Origin of the sequence: Chryseobacterium sp. (genome assembly GCF_022869225.1) — a bacterium.
GTDB lineage: Bacteria > Bacteroidota > Bacteroidia > Flavobacteriales > Weeksellaceae > Chryseobacterium.
The window spans coordinates 1314892-1340837 of sequence record NZ_JALIHL010000001.1 but is presented as its reverse complement, the minus strand read 5'-3'; the positions used below and the strand labels follow the sequence as shown (position 1 = coordinate 1340837).

Sequence of the window (25946 nt, the reverse complement as noted above, 5' to 3'; positions counted from 1 at the left end):
TACAAAATTCTGAACATTAGAAAATATGATATTATCTATCAGTGTGATGAATTAGCCCGGAGGGTGAAAAAAAGGAGAGAATCAGGAAGTTTTTGATTTTTTTAAAAGCTTGCTTTTACCTGCATGCTTCCAATATGAATGGTTCTGTCACCGGAATTTCTTCCTTCGTAATTTAAATTCAACTGAATGAAAGAATTGATGGCCTGTTGGATAAACACACTCCATACCTGGTTTTTCCCGGGTTTTAAACCGTCAAGCATCTGGTTTCCTACAATACTGTAATTGTTTCCTGTAAAAGTATTATTGATGAAAGAGAAATTTCCACGGATGGAGGTCTTTCTGCGTTCCCATTGGATGGTCCCCGTAATATCAAATGCTTTCAGAAATTCTTCACCATCTATTCTTTCTTTCTTCCGGTAGGCCGCAGAAAGTTCTGTCTGTATAGCGTCAGTGAATTTATAAGTCGCTTTGGGTTTGGTTTCAAAATTATTTAAACGGTAATCTCTTGTCACAAAGAGCTGTGAGGAGTTTTTAATATCATGAACCGAGTTTTCCCAGTCGACCCTGAATTCTTTATTGAACCAATATCCTATATTTACGAAATGAGAGGTCTGTTCACGTTCCTCATTACTGAAATTGGCATTGATAAGGTTGTCATTGGATATAAACCGGTAATTCCCGTTCCAGCCAGATTTATCCGTTGGGTTAAACTGTACTGAAGTCAGAATGTTCTGATTTTTAAGAATTTGGTCGCTGTTTTTTTCAAACGGATTAAATACCAGTACTTTATCTTTTTTATAGAATGAGTTTTGAGAATTTAATGAAATATTGAAATTCCAACGTTTTAAAAATGAATTTTCCGAATTGAATACAATAGCAGGGTTAACAAATAAAGCCAGCTGCAGTTTGTTTTTGTTGGAAGGAATATACCTTACGGAATTGGTATATACACGGATATATTGAGCAAGATCAGAATATTCTGCGATTTCAAATTCATCCAGCTGCTGAATGCCGTCACCGTTGTAATCTGTCCATTTATAGATTCCCTGGCCATCCGTTACTTTGAGGTATTGGAATTCTCTCTGAGCTTCCTGTCCGTTTCCAAGTTCATAAAATGCTTGCAGACGCATTCCGTTTTTGAAAAGCTGCTGGTTGTAAAGAATATTTCCTACCACAAAGTCATTGTTTCGGGTCACCGCACCGGCATCATCATTCTGATAGAAGAATTTTCTGTAGTGAATTAATGCATTTAAGGTGGTTCTTTCGGTTTTGATGATCTGGCTTTCCGCCATAATCCCCAGTATATTGTTCATATTTTGAAGCCTGTTGTCACGTACCGAGTCATTATCCCTCATATATACTTTGGCAAGAAGTTTTGTTCGGGTACTGTCGCCGATCTTCTTTTGTACGAAGATCTCTTTCCAGCTGAAACTGGTTACATCCATGAGCTGGGTGTCATTGTACTTTTTCTCATTATGCTCCATACTTCCGCCAACAGCCCAGCTTCCTTTTTTTCCGGTGTATTCCGTTGAAACTCCTCCACGGATAAATTTAGTATCCTGAAGAGTCGCATTGGTATTCAGGAAGGAGAAGTTTCCTTTTGTCAGGAATTTTCCTGTCATCCAGCCAAAGTCTAAATCATTTTTAATCCCTTTGTAAGAGTCCTGTTCATTTAAATAATTGACGCGATAGTTAAGGGTAGACTTATTATTCCATTTATTTAAAAAGCTGAAAATAAACCTGTTTTGCGTTTTCTTGTTAAATTCCTGTGCCAGGTTAAAGTCTCTGGAAAATTCCACATCATTGATACGGTCAAGGATATGAAACTGTCTGTCAATATACTGATATTCAAAACTAGGAGTCCCTTTCCAGTTGTTTTTGGTAAAGCTTTTGTTTCCAAAAATACGCCATGCATAGCCGATATTCTGATCAGAATCTTTTGAAGAAAAGAGATTGATATCATAATTGCTGAGGGAAATATCTGCTCCTATTTTTCCTTCATTCAATACATATTCGGAGTTCAGGGAAAATACCTGGGATTTCTGAGGGGAAGGAAGTTTTCTTACGGCTCGATAATCTCCGGCATTAGGGCCTGCATATTCAAAGACACGCCCGTTATTGGTGGTTTGTGCTACTTTATAATCCCCTTGACCGGCGCCGAAATAAGTAAAGGAAACCTGGTATAACGTTTCATTCTGATTGGTGGAAAATTCATAAAAATTTCCGGTAGGACTTGAACGTAAGCCGTATAAGATTTTATTCACGTCATATTCAGTAGCCACTCCTGAAGGAGCATACATTAAATTAGGATCATTTCCGGCGTTGGCCAGGATTTCTTCGTCTTCTTTAGAGAGATTTAAAGAAAGCGGAGCATTTTTATTGTCGTTTTCCATGAACCAGTTCAGCCCCACCTTGAATTTTTCTCTCTGATGTTCCAATTTACCGGTAAATAAGTATCTGGAATAATTTCTGTTTGCGTAATTATAGGAAATCGTAATGAAATTCTGCTGGAAAATAGGCCGGAAACTGGTAAAGGTAACTTCACCGGTATTATAATTAATGACATAATCCTGGTTTTCCCCCCTCTTCATTAAAATACCATCAATAAAAACCTGTTCCGAACCGGAAATCAGCGTAATAAACTGTTCTCCGTTTTTACCGGTGAGCCGGTAGGGTCCCTGGTTACCTTCAACCCCCTGAAAACGGATCCTGTGAAATTCACTTCGTGCAACCCCCATTGAGACATCTATAAAGGTTTTATTTTCCTTCCCGAATTCCGTCTGAAATTCCAGCCCCATACTTCTTCTCTGGTATTTTGCAAAATAGTTTTTAGGTTCTACAAGATCCAGGTGCCCCGCTCTGAGAATAGATTTATCCTTAATATTAAGCTGCATGTAAATTTTATCAAATTCTTCTAAAGTCTGGGTATACCCGTCAGCCTGGATAGGAAGATTATGATCAGAAATACTTGCTAAAATGGTGACATCCTTAGAAAGCCTCCCGGAGATCTGAAGATCCATGGAACTTTGTACAGACTGTCCCTGATTGTTACCAAATGTAATTCCACGGATAATGGAACCTTTAGAATTAAGCTCTCCCAGAAACCTCTTTTTATCATTTTTAGCCAGCACGGCTTCATCGATGATAATCTTGTTATTGGTTCGGATAAAGTCAAGGGTATCTTTTACAAAAATGTCCTGTTCCAGCTTTGCGGTGAGAATACTGTCCCTTTTTAGGGTGTCTTCCGGCAGATTGGGATTTTTCCATGAAAAAACCTGGGCATTTACTGAAAATATGCCTAAGAAAAATAACACCAATAGAATAATACAATTCCGCAAGCTTTGAAAATAATCCGTAAAAATAATTAAAAAATGTTAACAGCAAAGGGTCAACTATTATTAACAAAAAATTAACGTATTTATTGTACTAGGTAGAAAAATAGACTTAATTTTGTTAAAGAAAATAATAATCAATATAAAATTTTTAAATCATGAAAAAACTTTATTCGTTTTTTGCTACTGTTTTAGTAGCGACAGGTGTTTTTGCCCAAACAGTTTTTAACGCTACATTTGATGACGTAACAGGAACAGGAGGAAATGATGCAGGATGGAGTGGAAGTGTTGCTACATCTGGATTTAGTGATGGAAGTACATCTTACACGACTGGAGGTGCATGGACTTTTGCTAAAGTGTATAGAGGAAATCAGTGTCTAAAAGTAGGAACTGGTTCAGCAAAAGGGACTGTTACTACTCCTACTATTAGTTTAACAGGCAACGGAGTTTTAACTTTCAGAGCAGGTGCGTGGAATGGAGCTAATGAAATTACTACGTTAAACATTTCTGCTACTGGTGGTACTCTAAGTCAGCCGACTGTAACTTTGGTGAAGGGATCATTTTCTACATATACAGTGAATATTACAGGAGCTACAGGAGCTGTAACTCTTACATTTGAAGGTTCAGTTACTGCTAATAACAGATTCTTTATTGATGATATTGTTGTTAATGCCGGAACTACTTTAGCTGTTTCAGATGCTAAAACTGTAAAATCAGGAAACTTTGTGAAGAATTCTTTCGTTACCAATGACGAAATTGTTTTCGGATCAGATGTTAAAGATGTAAAAGTTTTCAATATGGTTGGACAGGTTGTAAAAACAGCTTCTGTAAAACAAAATGGAACAGTAAGCGTTGCTGAATTAGCAAAAGGAAACTATATCGTAACAGGAACAGTAAACAATGCACCTGTTTCTCAAAAAATATTGAAAGACTAAGTCAACTTGATATAAAATACAAAGCCAACCGTTTCAACGAAACGGTTGGCTTTTTGTTACAATTTCCGCTGTTCTGAGTGTTAATATATGCTTGTTTTTCAATGAACTGGTATTATTTTTGATATTTTCAATACAGCATTATCCCTAAAATTATACGCTGATGAGAAAAATTTTTTTACTCTTGTTGTGATGTTGTCGATGACAGCATTGGCAAATGCCCAAATCGTTATTAATGAGATTTATGGAGGCAGCGAAAACTCTGGGGCAGTATTAAAAAATAATTATATTGTACTTAAAAATATAGGCACTGTTCCCGCTTCATTATCAGGGGCCACTATACAATACGCACCTGCGGTGGGGGCTTTTACACAATATCACACATTACCGGATATTACCCTAAATCCTGAGCAGAGCTATCTGGTTCAGGAAGCTGCGATCGGAAATGGCACCGTAAATTTGCCTGCACCGGATTTTATTGCAACTGCCGTTACCAATTTCGACGGAACTGTGAATAAGTCTATAGGAATAAAGATTTCAGGAGTGTCGGGGAAAATTGCTTTGGCAAGTGATAAGGTACAAATTCCGGGACCCGTTTCTTCCAATGTACTGGATTTTGTAGGGTACGGAGCGAATGCTGATCAGTTTAAAGGCGATGGTCCGGCTCCTTCTCCTACACCATCGGCAGCTCTGAAAAGAATTTCTGGCAATAGTGAGGACAATAAAATTGATTTTTCTATTGAAGGCAATGCAAAGTCGGATTTTGTCCAGAATCCTTTTATAAAAAACGGCGAAATTATTTTCGGAACAGAGATTGGCGATATCAAAGTATACGATACATTCAGAAGAGTGGTAAAAAAAGCAGCAACTAAAACAGCCTTAGCACTGGATATTACAGAATTGCCCAAAGGAACTTATATTGTGACAGGAACCATTAATAATGTTCCTGTTTCTCAGAAAATTGTAAAAGATTAAGTTTTTTAATAGGAGAGAGGCTGTCTCATTGGAGACAGCCTCTTATTTAAATTTGTAGAGAAATTAATACCAACCTCTTCTTGCCGCATTAATAATGGAGCCCAGATTAAGGACAAGAGTATATCTGATACGCCTTGCATAATCCTTGAAGGCCGGTTCAAATCCCAGGGAAGACTGTACGGGAAAATAAACTTCCAGGAAATCAGGGATAATTCTTACTTTAATACCACTGTCCCAGATAAATTTTGCCGGCCGGTCCTGGTTTTTATAAATACCGGCATCTGCATATACATGAAATATCTTCCATATGCTGGAGTCTACATTCAAAGAAGTAATCCACCGATTGACAGTCCCCGGAATGAATGATTTGAAGCCGCCGTCAGCTAAAACAAACTGCTGTGAAAGGATACCGCTGCTCGCACTTTCTCCTAACAGATTGTAGGAAAACGCATAATTTGAAACTCTTGAAATTCCATAATTAAACAGGTTATTTCTGGTGTCATTTCTCAAAAAATACCCGGCAAATAAACGAAGGCTCAACTTTTGTTTTGGCGCAAATTCCCATCTGTAAAAACCTTCTGCCGTAATTTTATTGAAATCTTCCATTCCCTGTGTGCTCAGGCTCAAGCTTTTTTCATGAATCATCTGGCTGTCACTGTATCCGTATCCAAGACTCCAAAGATTATATTTTTGGTAGTCGTTATTGGCGATCATAACAGGGCTCAGGTCTCTTTCAAAATAATTGTATGAAAGACCGATGCTTCTGCTTACCGTACTTCTGGGATCCTTTCTGAAACTGACGGAGGAAAATGCAGATCCTTTTCTGTAAGCCAATCCGTAATCATAGTGGAAATAGGAGCCGGAAACCCCAAAAGTCAGACTTCGGATAATGCTTTCAGCTGGAAGAAAAGAATAGGAGACTGCTCCGGATCCTGTCAGTTTTCCTGTCCCGGTACTGTACGTTGGAGTAACCGAATACAGGAATTTCTGATCAAAAAAAGATTGATTTTTTAAATTAACTCCTAGAAGAAATTTATCATAAGTATTGTTGAAACGAACTCTTGGACTGACATAAATTTCATTGTATTCCGGATTCGGAATATCTTTTATTAATTTAAACTTAATTTTTTTGGTATTGGAAAACAATCCTTTGGCATAGAGAAAATTATCTCTGTAATTGGATTCAGGGAATATATAGCCGCTGTTTAACGTGATTTTATAGATATTATCTGAAGCGGGAAGAGATAAATTGGTAATATGCTGGTTCTCTTCAGTGTCTATCCAATACGCTTTTTTTTCTCCTTCCCTGGTTTCGGTTTCGAGTTTTACAGGGATTGAAACATCCGTATTTTTTGCAATTCTTATCTGTAAAGAATCTTTTTCTTTTTTAATGTTCTTAAGCTTAAAGTCAACCCTGTTCTTTTGTTTAAAAAAACCTGAGAGATATCCTGTTGTTTTGTCCTTTTCAGAAAGGCTTGTCAAAAATTCTTCAGGATTGATCTTTTTTCCGGTATTTTGGGATATATAGTCTTTTACAAGGGTATTGAAGGTTTCATATCCCATTTTATCAGCGGAATAATTGAACAGGCTTCCTGTTTCAAAACCACTTATTGCCATATCATTGAAATTACTCAGCGCTGTAAAGTCTTCACCAATCTTCTGATCGAGGTTTTGCAACATAATATATTGATAGGCCAATCCGTACCGGTCTAAAAGCTTTACTTTGGAAGCATGGAATAATTTTAAAGGCTTGATTCCGAATAGCCTTGTTTCCGGAAGTGTTCCTAACAGTTTCGCATCCTTATAGAATTTCTTCAGATACTGGATTTCCAGGTAGGATCTTAATCCGTTTTTAAACCAGTGATCTTTCTCTTTATCAGCAATAATGTTTTCGTCCAGAATTTTTTTGGTAATGATTCCAAAATAATCAAGGTCTGTTTTTTCGGCATCTGTAAAGAGCTGGAATCTGAATTTCCAGAAGGTGATATCATTGTTTCCGAAGAAATCTTCTTTCGCCCTGAATTTATCAGAAATAAAAATATTCTTCGGAAGGACCCCGATTTTTTCCTTAAGGAACTTTAAATGCAGAGGCAGGTAGAATTCCAGATTTTGCTTTTCTTCGGGTCTCAGATTGTAACCAAATTTAATTTCGGTTTCAATACCGTCAATATTGGTCTTTACCGATGGATACTGACTTTGAGAGATTAAAAATTCGGGGTCAGAATCTGAATAACCTTTAAAAGAACTGGTCTGGATCTGCGGCAGGCTGCCTTCTATAAAAGTATTTACAGGAATATCAAAATTGATGGTCCAGAAAGTATTGAAACTGGCCGGTTCTTCAATGTCATTATAGCTTTTTTTGACAATATTGTCCGGATCAAAATGATCCGGAACAATAAAGAAATATTTTAGTGCAGTATTCTGAGCAGATGCTCCGTATCCTGTAAATTTTTTATCAGGAAGCTGCATCCGGTACCGTAACTGCAGCTTAATGGATTTGCCGGGCTTTAATGCTTCTTTCAGAGGGAGAAACAGATTCTCATCTGAAAGAGAAGTGACAGAAATAGGTTGATTTTCTGAATCTTTAATATCCAGTTCCAGAAGTTTCCCCAGCTGATCAGATTTTGCAAAATGCAGATCGTTATTTCTGTCTTCCAGTTTTCTATAAACCAATGAGGTTTCCCGTTTATTATAGGCGGAAATCCAGTTCAGAAGTTTTACCGTATGAAGGTCCTTGTCAGAATAATTATAATAAATAATTTCCTGACTGATCTCTAGATTTTTTCTGTCCGAAGACAGTTTTGCTTCAATAGATATGCTGTCTTTTTGTGCAGAAACCTGTACAACTCCTAAAAGTAAAATAAGACAAATGGTGATCTTTTTCAAATATTCGTGATAAAGCCCAAATATAAACTTATTTTGTATATATTTTGCAGGATTTTAATTCTGAATTGCCTTTTTTTCCAAAGAATTAATATAAGCGTTCCAGCCTTCAGTTTTATAGGTGATGGCAGAAGCTTCGGGATCTTCAGATTTATAGATTCCTCTTCCTACAATAATAAAATCTGTATGTAAAGTTTTAAAGACGTGTTCAGGTGTATTATACTGCTGTCCCTTACCGTCACCTGAGCCTGCTACATTGACTCCCGGAGTAAATAATAAAAGATCTTCAGGAATTTTATTTTGCGAGACTCCTCCAATTACATTAGGATGCGATGATGCTATTTTCAAAGCTTCTTCACGGTAGCTGGCAGTAGTTAACGTACCTTTCGAGGACATTCCAACGATAGCCACTACTCCTACATTTTTGAAGCAGTCTAATGATTCAAATCCACCGATCACCTGTGAGGTTACAAAATCTGCCCATTCTGTAATTTTAAATACCCCGCTTGTGAACTGAAGTTCCTGAGTATTTCCGATATCAGCAAATTTTCTGTCCTCCATCAATAAAAACTGATGTCTTGCAGCAATTTCTTTTAATGGGGTAATTGTTTTTTCGTAATCAAAATCTGAAATGATATCAATATGAGTTTTTAAAGCAATGATATGAGGTCCTACTTTTTCAGCCAGTGCCAGAAGTTCCTGAGTTGTTGTAACATCTGCGGAAGCAATAAGGTTAGACTTTTTTGCTATTGCCGTTTCTAATAATTTCTTTGAAACGGAATGTTCCGTAGTATTCAGTTTTTCTTCATAAGATACCCTGATTTCTTCTTCAAACTGAATATGATTGCCCTGAAGGAAATCCTGAATTCTTTTTACTTCTTCATCAGACAATTCTCCGGTTTCCTGAAGAATTGTGCATACCTCCGAAATATTGAAAAGAGTATGAACGTTGTAGCCTTTACTTTCTAACAGCTGTTTTCCGCCCTGTTCCCTGTCCAGTACCACAACGATATCTGAAACTTTCAGGTCTTCCTGTTCCACCTCTGCAATGGTCTCAACCAAAGATTTTCCGGAAGTGATCACATCTTCTACCAAAAGACAGTTTTGCCCTTTCTGGTAAATTCCTTCGATCAGTTTCTTGGTACCATAGCTCTTTGCCTCTTTGCGTTTAATGATTAATGGAATATAGCTTTCCAATGACATTGCCGTAGCCATAGGAAGGGCTGCATAAGGAACTCCGCAGATGAGATCAAAATTATCCAATGGAAGCATTTCCAATAAATAATTTGCAAGGTTTTTCAAAATTTTAGGATCAGAAGCCAATGGTCTTAAGTCTACATAAAAAGGACTTTCAATCCCACTTTTTAAGGTAAACCTTCCGAATTTGATGATGCCTAGTTTGTAACACTCCAAGAAGAATTCTTTTTTACTTTCCATTATTTTTTATTAGATATTGCAAATTTAAGGATTTGAAATAAGGCTTAAAAATTTATCGTTCATTTGTAAATAAAAAACCATCCTTCAGGATGGTTTTAAGGAATATAATAAACTGTTATTTTATGATTTCAGCATCAATAATTTTGGCTCCGCTGTATTTTTGCTCCGCCTCCCAAAGTAAAAATTTGTCAACTTCTTTGATCAACTTAGGAATGGTTAGCGACAATACCGCCAGGTCATCCATTACTCCCAGTACCGGTATGGCAAACTCAGGAAGAAGGTCGATAGGGGAGATTACATATAAAATACCTAATAGAGGAAGAATAATATCAATGGATTTTATGGGGTAAAGCCCTTTTCTCCACATTTTTACCATTCTGAATATATCAGGGATTTTTTTTACAAAACCTTTGTGACTGATTGCTTCTTTTGCAAGATTTAACTTTGAATACTTCATTTTGTGTTTGGTTTAAATAATTTTTCAACGTTATAAATTTCACAAATCCTGTACCAACAAATTATAAAATTTAGTTAAAAAAACTATTTGATAATATTGTCAATGAACTGATGCACAGTCTCTGTGTTCCAATCCCTGTAAGCATCCTCCTTAATGATGATTCTGCCTGTTTTATCCAAAAGGAAAGTAGTGGGAAATACTTTAGGAAGAATTTTTTCAGATATCGGACTTTGAGCAATATAGACAGGAACTGTGTAATTATTTTCTTTCAAAAACTTTCGTACATCCTCTTCTTTGTCATTCATGGCAATAAGGATGAAATCTACATTTCCTTTTCGGGAGTCATATAATTTCTGGATAGTAGGCCATTCTTTTCTGCACGGCGGGCACCATGTTCCCCAGAAGTTCAGGAAAACAGCTTTGTTTCTGAAGTTTTTAAGATTGGTACTTGGTGCATTGGTGCCTTTAAGATCAATATCATAGTCTTCTTCGCTTACATGCACGGCATTTTCAATCGTAGCGATAGGGAAAAACTGATTTTTAAGAAAATCCTTTACTCCCGGCACAAAAGCTATGATACCAATGATGACGATCAGTACGATATAGATAATACTCTTTTTCATATGTTATTTTTTATTGTCCGTGGTCATGTTAGACTTTATTGTTATAATAAATCTAAGATTTCCTGAACGGCATCTTTACCTCTGTTCTTTGCATAGTAGATTTGCAGGTCATTGTAAAAGCTGTCTTTCGGATAAGCTTCAGGATCTGCCTTATATTTCATCAGCAATTCATATCCATATTTTGGACGCGGTCCCCAGGAGTTTTTTACATTAAAGTCTTTATCAAGGATAATGACTTTAGGAATAGACTCTGTTCCGTTTGTCAAAAACCGGCTGATCAGGCTTTTGTCACGGTCTCTCAGGAAAACCCGGACTTCATTATGTCCTTCAAAGAACCTGAACAGTGCAGGAACTGTTGCGCTGGCATCACCGCACCATGCTTCTGAGATGATCAGGATCTTGCCGTCAAAATTTTTGCAGGCCAATTCTTTCAGCTGCTCTTCATCCGGAACATACTTTTTTATAGTTCTGTCCATTCTATGAAGTCCCAGTTCATAATATTGTTTATAATCAGCTTCCTGTTGGCTGGCCGGATTCTCTAATCTTTCCTTGGCGATTTGAAGATAGTCTTCAAACGAAATTCCTTTCTCCCAGTAATTTTTCATTACCAAAAATATTTATGTTAAAAATTATTGATATTTCTTGTTTTATTGATCAAAAACAGATCTGCAAGGACAAATGCAGCTAATGCTTCCACTACAGGGACAGCTCTTGGAACGACACATGGATCGTGACGGCCTTTTCCTTCTACGACAACCGGATTTCCATCTTTATCGATACTGTCCTGAGGTCTTAAAATAGTAGCTACAGGCTTGAATGCCACACGGAAATAAATATCCATCCCGTTGGAGATTCCGCCCTGAATTCCCCCTGAAAGGTTAGATTGGGTAGTGAAATCGGTATTAAACGCATCATTGTGTTCTTTTCCCGTCATTTTTGCACCGCAAAATCCACTGCCATATTCAAAACCTTTGCAGGCATTAATATTAAGCATAGCTTTGGCCAGCTCGGCCTGAAGTTTTGAAAATACAGGTTCACCGATTCCTACAGGAACGTTTTTGATAACGCAGGTAATTGTTCCACCGATAGTGTTGCCTTCTTTTTTGATCTCTTTAATTTTTGAAATCATCCTTTCGGCAGTTTCAGTATCCGGACAGCGTACATCATTGGTTTCCGTTTTAGAAAAGTCTAAAGCCTGGTAGGGCTTTTCACAGAAAATATCTCCTACAGATGAAACGTAAGCATTGATTTCAAGCTCAGGTAGAAGCTGCTTGGCAAATGCTCCTGCAACTACCCAGTTCATGGTTTCTCTTGCTGAAGATTTTCCGCCGCCACGATAATCCCTAAAACCAAATTTCTGATCATATGTGAAATCTGCATGACTTGGACGGTATGCCCCTGCAATATGGTCATAATCCTTTGATTTCTGATTTTCATTTTCAATGATAAAACCTATTGGAGTACCCGTCGTTTTTCCGTCAAAAATTCCCGAAAGAAATTTTACCGTGTCACTTTCTTTTCTTTGTGTAACAATAGCAGACTGACCCGGTTTTCTTCGGTTCAGCTCATACTGAACTTTATCGAGATCTACCGTTAAACCCGCCGGGAAATTATTAATAATACCGCCATACGCCACTCCGTGACTTTCTCCAAATGTTGTTAGACTAAGAAGATTACCTAATGTGTTGAACATGATACAAAATTACCTTTTTTCTCCAGATAATAAAGTTTCTCTATTTGTTCTGTTTATAAGAGTTTTTGATACTATTGATCACTTTTTCAGCCTCGCTTTTCTCCTTGGAATTCAGCTTTTTCCAGATAAATCCTTTTCTGATGTTATTTTCGTTACAATATTGAGGGAATATTCCCTGTTTGGCATCGTCAAAAATATACCCTGTAGAAATAGAGGGAAGCGGGGTGTCAAAATTAAACGGATACTTTTTAGAAACATTGAATTTTAGGTTTCCGACCCGGAAAGAATCATAATGATGATACTGATAGACCGATGGTTTATAAAGCTGTTTTTTTTCAAACCCTGCAATAAAGTTTCCCGGTTTAAAACTAGGGAGATAACGCTGTATAAGGTTGGGAAAAGATAACAGCAAAATAATAGACAGACTGAGGACTGAAAAAACGGTAATTGATTTTTTTCGGTCGAAATATTCATAAAATATTATAAAAAACATCACAAAAAATACATCTATGAAAAACCTGTATTGAGCTGAAAAGGCTAGTATCACTATACTTTTTATTAACAGTGAGATACAGATTAAGGTGATAAGCATTCTTTTTTTTACCCATGTGAATAAAGACAATACAAGTAAACTTACAATGAAAAGGATATTGATTTTTGATTTAATCCCTTTTAAGAAAAACCAGTTTTTAACATAGTCAAAGATTGAAAATTTTTGAATTTCTTCGTAAGAATACTGCATGTCATACGTTTTCTGAATGGCGTACCGGGATGATGTTTTTAAAACTTCGGAATTGGGTTTCCAGGGCAGGCCGAGATCTCCTATAGAGACGGGGAAGACCGGATAGCCGAATGTCCAGATATTTTTAATGAAGAATAAAATGAGAATCAAGCTTCCGAAAATAAGAATTTTAAAATTTGATTTAAAAATTATAACAGCGTTGAGAAAGATCAGTATAGGGAGCCAAATCATCGTAGGCTTTATGGTGAAAACGAACACTGAAAAGGCAAAAAGAAGAGCATGGTTTTTATTTCCTGCTATGATTTCATTTAAAATAATTAATGAAAAAACAATAACCGGCAGATCTGGGCTCGGAGACTGTGAAAATAATAGCAGGATGGGGATCAAACATAAATGAACCCAGTTTTTTTTCTCAATAATATATAGAGTGTAAATGATTAATAAGAGGGTGTTGATTCTAAGAAAAGGATCTGAAAAATTGGAAAATCCAGCCTGGAAAATATGCCACAAAGACATTTGTCCCAGCGTAAGATCTACATTGGAAATACCTTTTATTAATCCATATTCAGTAAGCCACTGAATGGTTGGTACATAATATCCGAAGTGATCCAATAGGTAGGGTGAATAAGAGCCGGCCCATGCAATGAGGAAAGAAACGGCTGTTATTAAAAGAATATCCTTTCCTGAAAACTGATACAGTTCGTGAAATAACCGGTCTTTAAAGAAATAAATCAGGCCTAATACAATAGTAAAGGTTTCTACGTAAATATTCAAAGGGATAAAAAAAGAAATAAGAGTCCATCCTACACTTATTCCCAAGATTCCGATTGCAATTTTTCCTGAGATCCCCTGAAGTAAGCTACCCCAAAAGATCTCCATAATTTTTCCGATACCCATCAGGACCGGAATCATAAAAATTGTAGAAAGTAGAATCAATATCATAAAAAAAGATTGCTTAAAAATAAGCAATCTTTATTTGTTATTGTGAAAAAAATATGATTAACGGGGTTGTACCCTTCCGTCTTTTCTATCCTGTGATCTACCGATTGTATATCCAGTAGCACCACCTACCACACCACCGATTACAGCACCAAGACCTCTGTTTTTCTTGGCAATAATGGCACCGGCTGCTGCCCCTCCGACGGTTCCGATAATTGTTCCTTTAGCCGCTTTACTCATTCCTTTCTTCTGAGTAGTACCTTGTGAAGCGCTGTTTCCGTTGTCTGCATATCCTCCGTTGCTTCCTCCTGAGTTGGAACCGGAACGGTCTCTGTATACTGTTCTTGTTTCTCTTATGATTTGTGGTTTTGAATTATTTACAGCAGCAGCTTTTGCTTTTTTATTTTCTGAAATGCTGTCTGCTTTTTTCTGTGCTTCATACACCAGCTTTTCCTTTTCAATAGCCAGTTTCTGCTTTTCTATTTCAAGCTGTCTTGCCTGAAATTCAAGTTTTTGTTCCTCCAGAGACTTTTCAGCTGTTCTGTCATCTTTCTTGCAGGCCGTTATTAAAAAAATGGATAAAAAGCCTGCTATTACTATATTTTTCATAATTCAAATTTTAATAAGCTTAAGTCAAAACGACGTTAGCTTTATATATATATTTCCAATTATGAAGCCAGTTTTAGTTAAAGAAAGTTAAAATTGATAGATAGAAGAACATAGTCTTATCATTTTTGCTAAATTTTATAGCAGCAGTAAGTGTTTAGGCATAATGTTTGTGATCGGTATAAAAGTTTTCAGATATTGAAAATTAATTTTGTACACAATATTCACTATAGTTCCCCGGCCAGCCGGGGAATTTTCATTTATGAGCACGAATCGTAAACTTTAGTTCATTCATAGTTTTTGTTGAATTCATCTTTGATAATTAACTTTGGTATACTAAATTACTTTTTATATGAAAAAATCAACTTTTACAGCATTAGCCTTTGTGGGATTGCTGAGTACAAGTGTTTCGTGGTCTTCCACTGGGGATGTTCTGAATCCATCATCTTCTGCTCGTTCAGAATTAAAGAATCATGAGACAAAAACCCAAACATACAAAGTGAGATATGGCCTGCTGGCAAAGAATGGTACAAAGATTCTTTCAGGAAACCATGATGTAGGCAGTTTTCTTGCAGAGAATATGGCTACAGGAGAAGTATATGATACTTATTATAGCGGTGGGTTTCAGGCTTTGCCGCAATATTATGAAGGAATTCCTGCCGGAACCTATACCTTTTCTGCGATGCAGGGACAAGGAGGCTGGACAGGTTATGGATCGGTAGTTCTTACAGTATCTGATACTCAGGTAGATGCCGATGGATACATTACAGTATATATTCCGATAACTTGGGAGGAATAATATTGCAGAAAACAAAATATTTAATTAAATTTACAAATCCTCGAAAGGGGATTTTTTAATTATTCTAAAGCTCATTGTTTGCTTTATCCATGTTTTTTATTGGGAATGTTATTGAACACTTATAAAAATCAATCATATTCGGATTCCGGAATTTGTTACCATTTCTCTTATTGAATGGAAATCTAAATAAGAAGGTATAAGTAAGCAGTATAAGATATTCTGTTTGGATTTTTCTAAATAGATTTTTTTCATCATTTGTGTTTTTTTAGGCCTCCATTAGGAGGCCTTTTCTATATCGGCATAGCATAGAAGGGGTATGATCCTGCTTATAAACTAAAAAGAAATAGAGGTATTTTTGATTTTATATGGGTTACAGCAAAATTCATAAAATAAAAAGATCACTCAGAATGACTTCCGGTCTTTTTAGCAAATAAAACCAGTATTGGTTGGGCATTTCAGAAACATTGATTCCATTCATATAGTTCCCATACTTAAAAAACGCCTCATGAATGAGAAGTTTTATTATTTATAGATTTAAAGTAACTTTTATCTTATTAATTAGTCGGTGAAGTTTGTTCGTCTGGTAATCCAGAAGCTCATAAATTTCCTGTGAATTGGTGTATGTTTCCGGAACCATTTGATTATTGATTTTTTTGATTCCCCGTCTTTTCATCGTATCATGAATCACTTTGGCAAAGGATTCTTTTGCTTTGGGTTTGGCACTGTGCTGTGAAATTCCATTGGAATGAAGCCTGTATAGATATAATGGTTCTTTTATATATCTTACATCCCCATGTTCCAGAATTTTTAAATAAAGATCCTGATCTACGGCACTTGTGAGCATAGGGTTAATGCCTGAACCTTTTAAATAAATTTCTTTTTTAAAAGTGAAAAAATGAGCAAACTGGATGGGGCAGTTGAAGAAATAACGATCGTTATAAAACTTTTTAGTCCCCGCAAAAACCTTATCAGGTATCAAATCTTCACTGCACAGCATCATTTGAGAATAAGCTGCTACAATACTATTCTCATTTAAAAATTCCTGTACTGTTCTTTCCATGGCCTCAGGATAAAGGGCATCATCGGGGTCGAGGTAGGCACACACTTCACCTTCTGCATATTTCATACATTCTCTTTTTGTAAAACCACAACCTTGATTTGTTGTATTATAGTACAGCTTGAAGCGGGGGTCTTTTCCAATAAATGATTTTATAATCTCTACCGAATTATCCGTAGAAGCATCATCAACAATAATGACCTCCCAATTCTCATAGGTTTGACTGATTAATGAGTTGTAGCAGTCCCTAAAGTACTTTCCATTGTTATAGTTGGCTATAAGTATAGAAAATTTTATCACTTTTTTTGAATTAGTTATGTGTAAAATTATAAAATAATACATATGAAAAATATAACCTTTATCATGATAAAGTTGGTATTTTTTTCTTATTTTATCAAACTATTAAGAGTGAATTATATTTTAAATAGATCTGGGCGGTAAAAGCATAAATACCAGTGAGGGAAGCTGTTTTATGGCTTTATTGATCATATCAGCTCTGTTGGAATATGGTAGAATCAGAAATGATGTAAATAATCGTTCTCTATATCCAAATCCATATTTATTATGTCCTGATGCGGAATTAAAATAATATTATTAAAAAATAATATTATGATTCTGCTCATAAAATAAAAATAAGTAGCATTTTAATTTTGGAGTAGGATTAAACGATTAATTTAATTTCTGATATAAAATTTTTTTTTCATCATTTGTGTTTTTTTGAAGCCTCCATTTTTTGGAGGCTTTTTATACAAAGTCTTCTTTCTAAATTTTTCTAATTTTTTTATTGTGTATTTATTTATATTGTTTTGGAGTGATGATAGAATAATTTATTATAATTTTTGGACTTTGTATTTTTATTTTATTGAGATGATTATGAATTGTATGTTTTTATTCTTAAATTTTTTAACTTCATTTTCTTTACACCAGCGTTGATTAATTTTTATTAATATTGTTTTTAGGATGTTTTTATTTGGAATGAATGTAATTAATATTATTGTGTTTTTATAAAAATGAATAAAATGAAGTAAAAATGATAAAATGAATTATTTATTCCTTGAAAAATAATATGAAAATATTTTTTTCGAAATTACAATTCTGGCACGATTTTTCAATATACATACGCAACTCATGTTTAATTTGAGTTTTCATGGTTATTAGTTTTTATCCTCGGAATTTCCGAGGATTTTTTTTAATATCATGTTGTTTGTCATTTAATGGTAAATAGCTTTTAGTTAAGGCTGATTTCTTATGAATTAATCCAATTCTCAACGAAAGGAGGAGTGTTTATTTGGAAAATAAATTTTATTCAATGCTGAGTTGGATTTCCGAATTCCCATTATTTTTTTTACCAGTTTATAATTCCTTCTCATTTATTGACCAATTGCAGGAGATTTTCCTGTTCTGCTGTTCCTTTAGCTTGTATTCTATAAAGATATTTTGCCTGACTGAATTTCCCGATCCTGTGTAGACGGACAGGAAGTATTGATATGAATTAAAGAATTTTTCTTCTGAATTGAGATGGTTTTTACGATGACTATACTCATAAACAACCGGAATATTGTTTAATAGATTTGATATAAGTTTTTATTCAGTGATCTGGATAGTTTTTCACCTCCCGGGAATTGGGAAGGTCTTTTTATTTTCTTAAGCATAAAAACTATTCCAACGATAGCAATCCGGAGAATACAGAATAAGTATAATGGGTGAAATTTCAATTTCATTGGCATAATAATTTCAATGACATGTAAAACCGGTTATTAAATTCAATATGATGAATGAAAAGTTGATGCAAGTATTAGGTTGGGTGGCCACTGTTACTGCAATGGCAATGTACTTTTCGTATATTCCCCAAATAACCCATAATCTAAATGGAGATAAAGGCGACTGGCTGCAGCCACTCGTTGCGGCTATCAATTGTAGCCTTTGGGTGACTTACGGATTTCTTAAGAAACCCGGAAAAGACTGGCCTATTGTAGTGGCTAATTCTCCAGGGATATTTTTTGGACTTTTTGCTTTTATAACAGCTTTATAGATTTCTATTTTTGTTGCCAATTGGAAATTAATAATAAAAAAACCTCTAAATAAAATTTAGAGGTTTTTAAGTGAGGTACCTAGCGGATTCGAACCGCTGTAGATGGTGTTGCAGACCACTGCCTAGCCGCTCGGCCAAAGTACCATTTTTACCATTTTTGAGGTGTGCAAATATAGTAAAATTTCTTTATGAACAAAAGTTTTTATGCGATTTCTTTCTGTCCGAGACGGTCAATTTCGCTTTTTGCCTGAATTTCAGCATGATATTTTTTGAGGTCAATTACTCTTGTATCGCTCCAGCTGTCATGCCATCCGTTCACTCCGAAAAAAGACAGGCCATCGAAGGGAATAAGCCGGGCCAGATTTCTGTATACAATTTGTTGGGTTGTTGGTTTTGTACCATCTGTGCTTATCGCTTTTGTTCCTGTAATATATTTTCCTACTGTTCTTCCGTCTAAATAGTTTTCCATTAAAAAATAGTAAAGAAAGCAGTTGAAGTTTCCAATGAAGAGTTCCCAAAAAATTCCTCCGTTACTATAAAAGTAAAAAAAATCAACAGAGGTTATTTCATAAAGAATATTGGAAATATTGGAAATGATGACGTTGATGACAATTAAAACGATAAGGTCAAGAAGGTTGTTAACGAACCTGATTCCCAGTGAAGCTTTATTATATTCAACAATGGTTAAAATTTTTCTCATGATAAGTTATTAGTTTTCGTTTTTAAAATCCGTTGACCAACAGTTTTAATGCTGCGTTGGTATCAATTACGGCGGTAATACCCGTACTGTTGAGGAGGATTTTACTTGGTTTAAGGTTAAATACTTTTCCGTTCATCTTTAACCCTTTATAATATTCTTTGTTAAAAGCAGCTTCAATACTCTTTTTGGAGAGGTCTTCCAGTTCCTGAGTGGGGATTCCATATTCTTCTTCGATCATCTTTATAATTTTTCCCTGAAACAGGATAGAAGCAGTTTTCTGCAGGATATTGGTTGTTTTCAGTTTGAATTTGGTGTCAGATAATACAATTTTTCTTTTCACTTCATCATAAACAGGAATTCCTGAAATAATGGAAGTTCCTTTTATATAACCGTCAGTTTGAGCTTCAAGTACAATCCTGTTGTCAACGCCATACACTCTGATGTCGGTTACCTTCACTTTAGAATCCCGGATATCGAATTCTTTGTTTAAAAAAGTTTTCCTGGCCATGCTGCTGGCTTCGGTAAAAGGGATATTGGCAGTAGTCTGTAAAAGGAACTGATCACCGACAGCAGGTGAAAAATTAAAATTGGTAGCGGCAGTGACAGGCTGGGAAGCTACAGGCTTACTTCCGGTAAAAGTTTCAGAATAGATATCCAATCCCAGGGTTGCATTGATCTGGTTTCCGTAGAACTTTAATGGGGTAATATTGACGCCGATTGGGCTTATTTTCAACCAGGTATTATATTCTTCCGAGATGTTGAAGGGCTGCAGAAAAGTATTCCAGGCCATAACAGCATATTGTTGAAAATTCAGCTGGGTAGACATCTGCTGATCAATGGTTTTACAGAATTTCTCCTGCTGTTCTTTCATGCTTTTTTCAACAAGAGGAGTGATTGGGATCTGGATTCTTCCATAATCCAGGACAGGCTTAGTTACCCACCGGAAACCATTGGGTTGGGTATTGGTGGTAATAGTCCAGTTGTTTTTTAAACTGACTGTCGTATTGAAAGACATTACCGTTTCAAAAGTGGTATTCTGATAGGTATATACTCCTAAGGTGCCAATCCCTTTCTCTGCCCATATTTTTAAAGGGACTTCAATCAGCAGGTTCTGGCTCGTACCTCCTACGAGACGGATAGGTCTTGTTTTCCAGACTTTTACTTTAAACTGGTCATTGTTGTTATCCGTATATGAGTCATCCTGGTAGATCAGATCTTTTACCGAGGCATTGATCATATTGCTGAGCTCGGAAAGCGGAATCGTGACCGGCATTGTAATGCTGGATTTGATCTTTGGAAAATTATAACTGGCAAGCTGGTTATCAACACCGGCCTGACCGAAAACATTGATGAATGCTGCTAAAAATAATATTTTAATGAATTTCAATTGTGTATGTTTTTAATGAAGCGAAAATAAGGATTTTAATTTTCCGGTTTAAAGCTTTTTTCCAGTTCAATGCCGGCACCCTTCATTTCACCCTGCATGGGAGGAGCTGTTTTGGTGATTTTAAGTCTGATATAGTCAATTTGCGGAAACCTGTTATGGATTTTTGAAATCATTCTTCCTGCCACATGTTCTAGAAGTTTTGATTTTATCTTCATTTCGGTATGAATGATCTCATTGACATCTGCATAACTGATGGTGTCATTCAGGTCATCTGATTCTGAAGCTTTCCACAGATCCGTGTGAAGCTCCAGATTCAAGATATAATAGGTTCCGATAATATTCTCTTCAGGCAGTACACCGTGGTAGGCATATATTTTTACGTCTTCAAGATATATTTTGCTCATTGTTTCAAATTTTATGAAGCAAAAATCGTTTTAATTCTTCAAAATCAGAACTTATTTCTACAGTTTTTTTCTCCCTTTTCATCAGGCTGTTCAGGGTTTCAGGAATTTTAATTTTTCTATGAATTGCTTTTTCCACAGCATCAGGAAATTTAACGGGATGTGCTGTTCCCAGGATAAATCCTTTTTTATCCGGATTCTCTGTGAGATACTGTTCCAGTGAAGCAAATGCTACAGCACTGTGAGGATCCAGGATGTAGTCATATTCTTTATACACTTCAGCAATAGTCTCTAACGTTTTTGAGTCATCTATTGAATATCCGGAGATTTTATTTTTTAATGCATCAAACTGGTTTCCGAAAAGTTCTGCAATTCTCACAAAATTACTGGGATCTCCTACATCCATAGCATTGGAAAGAGTAGAAACTGCTTTTTGCGGTATATAGTTTTGAGTTCTTAGATACTCAGGAACGGGATCATTTTCATTGCATGCCGCAATAAAGTGTTCTGCTGGAAGTCCCCGGAAATGAGCCAACAAGCCGGCGCAGATATTTCCGAAATTACCGCTGGGAACACAGATGACAGGGGCTTCTTTTTCATATTGCTGCCACTGTTTTAAGGCTAAAAGATAATAGATCTGCTGAGGGAGCCATCTTGCCACATTAATAGAATTGGCTGAGGTTAAAAATTGACGGGTATTGATTTCTTTATCAGAAAATGCCATTTTAACAAGGTGTTGGCAGTCATCAAAACTTCCATCCACCTCCAATGCATAGATATTTTCATCTAATGCCGTGAGCTGTTTCTCCTGAACCGGGCTTACCCTGTTCTTGGGATAAAGAATAACCACATTAATTTCCGGAAGCTTATAAAATCCATGCGCAACAGCACCTCCTGTATCACCGGAAGTGGCAACAAGAACGGTGACTTTCCTATCTTGATCTTTCAGGAAATAAGAAAGGCAGCGGCTCATGAATCTGGCTCCAATATCTTTAAATGCCAGAGTAGGCCCATGAAATAGCTCGAGAATAGATATATTACCATTAATTTTTTTCAAAGGAATTTCAAAACTGACGGTTTCTGAAACAATCTCCCACAATATTTCGGATGGAATTTCTTCTCCTGCGAAATCTTTCATACATCTGAACGCAATTTCTTCATCCGTATAGTGATTAAGATGTTGAATAAACTCCTGTTCAAACTGAGGAATACTTTCGGGAAAAAACAATCCTTTCTCTTTTCCCTGTCCTTTTATGGTTGCCGTCCTGAAATCAACTTTTTCCAGACTGTTTTTTACATTATAATATTTCATCTGCTTTATTTCTAGTATTTTTTTATTGAGTTTATTCCACTATTCGGATGCCTGCCGGATTTATTTTGGATACATACACAAAACTTTCGATCTCTGTTTCACGATAAGTGGATTTCATCAGCTCTGCAATTTTCTCTGCTGTTTCTTTCGTTTCCGCCAGCATAAAAATAGAGGGGCCGGATCCTGAGATCCCTCCTCCCAATGCGCCGGCTTCTATACTTTTCATTTTGATCTCATCGAATTTTGGGATTAGAATGCTTCTCACAGGTTCTATAATACCATCGTTGAGGCTTCTGCCGATCAGTGCAGAATCATTTTTTTGAATTCCGGCGATCAATCCGGCAATATTTCCCCATTGTTCAACAGCACTTTTAAGACTGATGCTTTTCTTTAAGATCTGCCTGGAATCTGAGGTTTTCACTTCGACCTGCGGATGTACGGCTGTGACGTATAAATCAGGAGTATTCAGCGGAATGATATCAATGGGGTTCGGTGATTTTACCAAAGTAATACCGCCATAGATACAGGGCGCAATATTGTCTGCATGACGTACACCGGAAGCAAGTTCTTCTCCAAACATCGCAAAATGAATCATTTCATTTTTTGACAGAATATTCCCTAATAAGGCATTGGCCCCAAAGGCGGCTCCGGCGGCACTTGCCGCACTGGAGCCGAGCCCGCTGCCCGGTTTGATATGCTTACGGATAATCACTTCAAAACCATGGCTTAATTTAAAGTGCTCCCGGATCTTCAGCAGTACAATACCTGCCACATTTTGGGATGGCTCTTCCGGAAGTCCGAAATGATCTTCATGTTTGATAATAATTTCAGGAGAATCCGATAATCTGAATTCCATTTCATCATAAGGTTCATGTACCGCCATTCCTAAAATGTCAAATCCACAGACCAGGTTGGCCACGGTTGCCGGTATTCTTAATTTTATTTTTTTCATAATTTCTGTTTTAAATTGAACGCATGATATCTGCAAAAACACCGCTTGCCGTTACTTCGGCCCCAGCGCCGGCCCCTTTTACCACCAAGGGTTGTTCAGAATATCTTAAAGTTTTAAAAATGACAATATTATCTTTTCCATACAGATGGAACAGGTCACTGTCCGGGGCAACATGCTGTAAACCTACCCTGGCTTTACCATCTTTAAATTCAGCGGTATATTTTAAAATTTTACCGTCTTTTTGGGCTTCATCCAACAGGTTTTTAAAATGATCTTCATATTCAGTAAGCTTGTCATAGAAATCCTCTACACTTCCCTGCATACAAGCTTCGGGTAAGAAACCTGTATTTTTAATATTTTCAAACTGAATCGGGTATCCGGCTTCACGGGCCAGGATCAAAATTTTACGGGCAACATCAGTTCCTGAGAGGTCCAATCGCGGATCCGGTTCGGTATAGCCTTCTTTTTGGGCCTGGGCAACAATCTCTGAGAAGGATCTGCTTCCATCATAATTATTGAAAACAAAATTCAGGGTTCCACTGAGGACGGCCTGAATGGAAGTTATCCGATCTCCGCTTTTGATCAGGTCACTGATGGTTCCTATAACCGGAAGCCCAGCCCCCACATTGGTTTCGAAGTAGAAATTACAGCTGTGATTCCTTGCGGTATTTTTTAAGGTTTTGTAGATTTCAAAATCCGATGAGGCTGCTATTTTATTGCAGGCTACAATACTGATACTTCTTTTTAACAGACTTTCATAGGTTTCAGGGACTTCCGGACTGGCTGTAACATCTACAAAAACGGAGTTTCGTAAATTACGGGATATGATCTCATCTGCAAATTTTTGAGGAGAAGCTTTTTCGCCTTGTAAATTTGAGTTTATATACTCTTCCCTGCTGATTCCCTGGTCCGAAAATATCATATAACGGCTATTGGATACTCCTGCAATTCTTAAATTGATCAGGAAGTTTTCCTTTAAGTATTTATTCTGATCATAAATCTGCTGTATCAGCCTGGAACCTACATTTCCGGTGCCGCAGATATAGAGGTGGATCTGTTTTATTTCAGATTCAAAGAATTCCTCATGAAGGATATTGACCGTTTTTTTAGTGTCCTTTTCTGAAATAACAATGCTGATATTCCTTTCTGAAGATCCTTGTGCGATAGCGCGTATATTGATCCCGTTATTTCCAAGACATCCGAACATTTTAGCACTTACCCCGCTTCTGCTTTTCATATTTTCCCCGATCAGAGCAATGATGGAAAGCCCGGTTTCTATTTTTACCGGGGCAACCCTTTTCAGATCAATATCATCTGCAAATGACGAATTGATCGCATGTTCAGCATGAAGCGTATCTTTTTCATTAATTGCCATGGTAATAGAATGTTCCGAAGACCCCTGGGTAATAAGAATAATATTTATTTTTTCATGGCTGAGACACTGGAATAACTTTGCTGAAATTCCGGGAATGCCTACCATTCCGCTTCCTTCTAAAGTAAGAAGAGCGATATTGCTCATGTTTGAAATTCCCACTGCAATCTTTTTTTCATCGTTCTCTGACGCTTTGATATTGTGAGAGACCAATGTTCCCGGTACATCAGGATCAAAAGTATTTTTGATGGTAAGATCAATGTTTTTGGCCATTACCGGCTGGATGGATGGGGGATACAATACCTTAGCACCAAAGTGGGAGAGCTCCATGGCTTCATGATAAGAAATTTCTGAAATAGGTTTTGCGTGGGCAGCCAGGCGTGGATCTGCCGTCATCATTCCACTTACATCAGTCCATATTTGGAGTTCATCAGCACCTATTGCTGCGGCAATAAGGGAAGCTGTATAATCTGAACCTCCCCGTCCCAGTGTTGTTGTATTGTTTTTTTCGTCGTGTGCAATGAAGCCGGGACAGATTATGATCTGGTTTTTATTTTTATGAAGATAATCTTTCAGGTTATTGTCAGTAATGTCAAAATTTACTTTAGCGTTGGTAAAATGGCTGTCTGTTCTGATGAGGCCGCCGGAATTCATCCAAAGGCAGTCTAATCCTTCGTGCTGAAGCCTTGCAGCAATAATATGTGAAGACAGGAATTCTCCGTAGGAGGCGATTTTATCTTTGATCCTGTCTGTAAATTCGCCCAAAACAAAAATACCATTGTAAAGATCTTCTATATCATTAAAATGTTTTTTAACAAAACTCAGCCATGAGCTTTGTTCGAGAACCGGGATGAGTTCCTTGACAAGATGTAAGTGTTTTTCTTCAAGTTTTTTGATAAGATCCAGATAGCTTTCATCTTTGCGGGAAGCGTATTCTGCTGCTTTGATCAGATGGTCTGTCACGCTGTGGAGAGCAGATACTACCACAACGATACGGTGTTGTAAAGATTCTTTTTTTATAATATTCTCTACCCGTAAGATATTCTGAGAGTTGGCGACGGATGTTCCGCCAAATTTTAAAACTTTCATCAGTTATTGATTTGAGGTTGGATAAAAACGAAATGTTGACTCTTTAGAACAAAGAGTACAGGGTACCGGAAATAATATGTGAAAGTTTACCCCGTTATGGGGTAGTTGTTGTAGTTGTAAAAGTAGAAACAGAAGATAAGCCTGAAATAGATGATCCCAGGGCAGAAATATCAGATATGTTTCTTAAAAAATTCATTGACTGAGACAAATGTACAAATTATTTTGG

The 25946-nt window shown here is 36.6% G+C and carries 20 protein-coding genes and 1 tRNA gene; 4 read left to right on the top strand and 17 right to left on the bottom strand.

Going from position 1 to position 25946, the window contains the following annotated elements; genetic code table 11:
• Window positions 1–101: 101 nt before the first annotated feature.
• On the bottom strand, window positions 102–3314 hold the full coding sequence (locus MUW56_RS06280; RefSeq protein WP_292012390.1) for a hypothetical protein: 3213 nt from the start codon (window positions 3312–3314) through the stop codon (window positions 102–104).
• A 176-nt stretch (window positions 3315–3490) separates the two neighbouring features.
• Here MUW56_RS06280 and MUW56_RS06275 point away from each other — a divergent pair, with 176 nt between their 5' ends.
• Together MUW56_RS06275 and MUW56_RS06270 are read left to right on the top strand one after the other, a co-directional pair.
• Window positions 3491–4267: a T9SS type A sorting domain-containing protein gene (locus tag MUW56_RS06275; RefSeq protein WP_292012389.1), complete on the top strand. Its 777-nt coding sequence runs from the start codon at window positions 3491–3493 to the stop codon at window positions 4265–4267.
• A gap of 189 nt (window positions 4268–4456) precedes the next feature.
• A complete protein-coding gene (locus tag MUW56_RS06270) occupies window positions 4457–5239 on the top strand; it encodes a lamin tail domain-containing protein (protein WP_292012388.1) in 783 nt (260 codons plus the stop codon).
• 63 nt (window positions 5240–5302) lie between these two features.
• Here the strand turns inward: MUW56_RS06270 and MUW56_RS06265 are convergent, their stop codons facing one another.
• From MUW56_RS06265 to MUW56_RS06230, 8 genes are all read right to left on the bottom strand, one after another.
• Window positions 5303–8125 (bottom strand): aminopeptidase, encoded by a 2823-nt coding sequence (locus MUW56_RS06265; protein WP_292012387.1) that lies wholly within the window; start codon window positions 8123–8125, stop codon window positions 5303–5305.
• Window positions 8126–8179: 54 nt separating this feature from the next.
• Window positions 8180–9559 carry an orotidine-5'-phosphate decarboxylase gene (pyrF, locus tag MUW56_RS06260; protein ID WP_292012386.1) on the bottom strand — a complete coding sequence of 460 codons (1380 nt, stop codon included), beginning with the start codon at window positions 9557–9559 and terminating at the stop codon, window positions 8180–8182.
• Window positions 9560–9674: 115 nt separating this feature from the next.
• A complete protein-coding gene (locus tag MUW56_RS06255; RefSeq protein ID WP_292012385.1) occupies window positions 9675–10016 on the bottom strand; it encodes a DUF1232 domain-containing protein in 342 nt (113 codons plus the stop codon).
• An 83-nt stretch (window positions 10017–10099) separates the two neighbouring features.
• Window positions 10100–10639, bottom strand: a complete 540-nt coding sequence (locus MUW56_RS06250; RefSeq protein WP_292012384.1) for a TlpA disulfide reductase family protein — start codon at window positions 10637–10639, stop codon at window positions 10100–10102.
• A 41-nt stretch (window positions 10640–10680) separates the two neighbouring features.
• Complete coding sequence (locus MUW56_RS06245; RefSeq protein ID WP_292012383.1) at window positions 10681–11244, bottom strand: thioredoxin family protein; 564 nt, start codon at window positions 11242–11244, stop codon at window positions 10681–10683.
• Window positions 11245–11261: 17 nt separating this feature from the next.
• Window positions 11262–12332 (bottom strand): chorismate synthase, encoded by a 1071-nt coding sequence (gene aroC / locus MUW56_RS06240; RefSeq protein ID WP_292012382.1) that lies wholly within the window; start codon window positions 12330–12332, stop codon window positions 11262–11264.
• Window positions 12333–12372: 40 nt separating this feature from the next.
• The gene (locus tag MUW56_RS06235) at window positions 12373–14016 is read right to left on the bottom strand and encodes a hypothetical protein (protein ID WP_292012381.1); all 1644 of its coding nucleotides are present in this window, start codon (window positions 14014–14016) and stop codon (window positions 12373–12375) included.
• A 57-nt stretch (window positions 14017–14073) separates the two neighbouring features.
• The gene (locus MUW56_RS06230) at window positions 14074–14622 is read right to left on the bottom strand and encodes a YMGG-like glycine zipper-containing protein (protein WP_292012380.1); all 549 of its coding nucleotides are present in this window, start codon (window positions 14620–14622) and stop codon (window positions 14074–14076) included.
• Between the two features lie 349 nt (window positions 14623–14971).
• Here MUW56_RS06230 and MUW56_RS06225 point away from each other — a divergent pair, with 349 nt between their 5' ends.
• On the top strand, window positions 14972–15418 hold the full coding sequence (locus tag MUW56_RS06225) for a hypothetical protein (protein WP_292012379.1): 447 nt from the start codon (window positions 14972–14974) through the stop codon (window positions 15416–15418).
• Between the two features lie 526 nt (window positions 15419–15944).
• Here the strand turns inward: MUW56_RS06225 and MUW56_RS06220 are convergent.
• Window positions 15945–16775, bottom strand: coding sequence for a glycosyltransferase family A protein (locus MUW56_RS06220; protein WP_292012378.1), 831 nt, complete (start codon window positions 16773–16775; stop codon window positions 15945–15947).
• Window positions 16776–18246: 1471 nt separating this feature from the next.
• On the opposite strand from MUW56_RS06220, the gene MUW56_RS06215 reads away from it, so the two are divergent.
• Window positions 18247–18507 (top strand): SemiSWEET family transporter, encoded by a 261-nt coding sequence (locus MUW56_RS06215; protein ID WP_367118562.1) that lies wholly within the window; start codon window positions 18247–18249, stop codon window positions 18505–18507.
• A 73-nt stretch (window positions 18508–18580) separates the two neighbouring features.
• Here MUW56_RS06215 and MUW56_RS06210 read toward each other — a convergent pair.
• From MUW56_RS06210 to thrA, 7 genes are all read right to left on the bottom strand, one after another.
• Window positions 18581–18651, bottom strand: a tRNA-Cys gene (locus MUW56_RS06210).
• Between the two features lie 58 nt (window positions 18652–18709).
• A complete protein-coding gene (locus MUW56_RS06205; RefSeq protein WP_292012376.1) occupies window positions 18710–19207 on the bottom strand; it encodes an RDD family protein in 498 nt (165 codons plus the stop codon).
• Between the two features lie 22 nt (window positions 19208–19229).
• Window positions 19230–20594 (bottom strand): DUF4403 family protein, encoded by a 1365-nt coding sequence (locus MUW56_RS06200; protein WP_292012375.1) that lies wholly within the window; start codon window positions 20592–20594, stop codon window positions 19230–19232.
• Window positions 20595–20629: 35 nt separating this feature from the next.
• Window positions 20630–20998, bottom strand: coding sequence for a dihydroneopterin aldolase (folB, locus tag MUW56_RS06195; RefSeq protein WP_292012374.1), 369 nt, complete (start codon window positions 20996–20998; stop codon window positions 20630–20632).
• Window positions 20999–21002: 4 nt separating this feature from the next.
• Window positions 21003–22307 (bottom strand): threonine synthase, encoded by a 1305-nt coding sequence (thrC, locus tag MUW56_RS06190; RefSeq protein ID WP_292012373.1) that lies wholly within the window; start codon window positions 22305–22307, stop codon window positions 21003–21005.
• 31 nt (window positions 22308–22338) lie between these two features.
• Window positions 22339–23259 (bottom strand): homoserine kinase, encoded by a 921-nt coding sequence (locus MUW56_RS06185; RefSeq protein WP_292012372.1) that lies wholly within the window; start codon window positions 23257–23259, stop codon window positions 22339–22341.
• A 10-nt stretch (window positions 23260–23269) separates the two neighbouring features.
• Window positions 23270–25720 (bottom strand): bifunctional aspartate kinase/homoserine dehydrogenase I, encoded by a 2451-nt coding sequence (thrA, locus tag MUW56_RS06180; RefSeq protein WP_292012371.1) that lies wholly within the window; start codon window positions 25718–25720, stop codon window positions 23270–23272.
• Window positions 25721–25946: the final 226 nt, after the last annotated feature.

Bases quoted from the DNA above. Each gene is read 5' to 3' on its own strand.
- MUW56_RS06275 (WP_292012389.1), top strand. From the start codon at position 3,491: ATGAAAAAACTTTATTCGTTTTTTGCTACTGTTTTAGTAGCGACAGGT.
- MUW56_RS06270 (WP_292012388.1), top strand. From the start codon at position 4,457: ATGTTGTCGATGACAGCATTGGCAAATGCCCAAATCGTTATTAATGAG.
- pyrF (WP_292012386.1), bottom strand. From the start codon at position 9,559: ATGGAAAGTAAAAAAGAATTCTTCTTGGAGTGTTACAAACTAGGCATC.
- MUW56_RS06255 (WP_292012385.1), bottom strand. From the start codon at position 10,016: ATGAAGTATTCAAAGTTAAATCTTGCAAAAGAAGCAATCAGTCACAAA.
- MUW56_RS06250 (WP_292012384.1), bottom strand. From the start codon at position 10,639: ATGAAAAAGAGTATTATCTATATCGTACTGATCGTCATCATTGGTATC.
- MUW56_RS06245 (WP_292012383.1), bottom strand. From the start codon at position 11,244: ATGAAAAATTACTGGGAGAAAGGAATTTCGTTTGAAGACTATCTTCAA.
- aroC (WP_292012382.1), bottom strand. From the start codon at position 12,332: ATGTTCAACACATTAGGTAATCTTCTTAGTCTAACAACATTTGGAGAA.
- MUW56_RS06235 (WP_292012381.1), bottom strand. From the start codon at position 14,016: ATGATATTGATTCTACTTTCTACAATTTTTATGATTCCGGTCCTGATG.
- MUW56_RS06230 (WP_292012380.1), bottom strand. From the start codon at position 14,622: ATGAAAAATATAGTAATAGCAGGCTTTTTATCCATTTTTTTAATAACG.
- MUW56_RS06225 (WP_292012379.1), top strand. From the start codon at position 14,972: ATGAAAAAATCAACTTTTACAGCATTAGCCTTTGTGGGATTGCTGAGT.
- MUW56_RS06215 (WP_367118562.1), top strand. From the start codon at position 18,247: ATGAATGAAAAGTTGATGCAAGTATTAGGTTGGGTGGCCACTGTTACT.
- MUW56_RS06205 (WP_292012376.1), bottom strand. From the start codon at position 19,207: ATGAGAAAAATTTTAACCATTGTTGAATATAATAAAGCTTCACTGGGA.
- folB (WP_292012374.1), bottom strand. From the start codon at position 20,998: ATGAGCAAAATATATCTTGAAGACGTAAAAATATATGCCTACCACGGT.
- thrC (WP_292012373.1), bottom strand. From the start codon at position 22,307: ATGAAATATTATAATGTAAAAAACAGTCTGGAAAAAGTTGATTTCAGG.
- MUW56_RS06185 (WP_292012372.1), bottom strand. From the start codon at position 23,259: ATGAAAAAAATAAAATTAAGAATACCGGCAACCGTGGCCAACCTGGTC.
- thrA (WP_292012371.1), bottom strand. From the start codon at position 25,720: ATGAAAGTTTTAAAATTTGGCGGAACATCCGTCGCCAACTCTCAGAAT.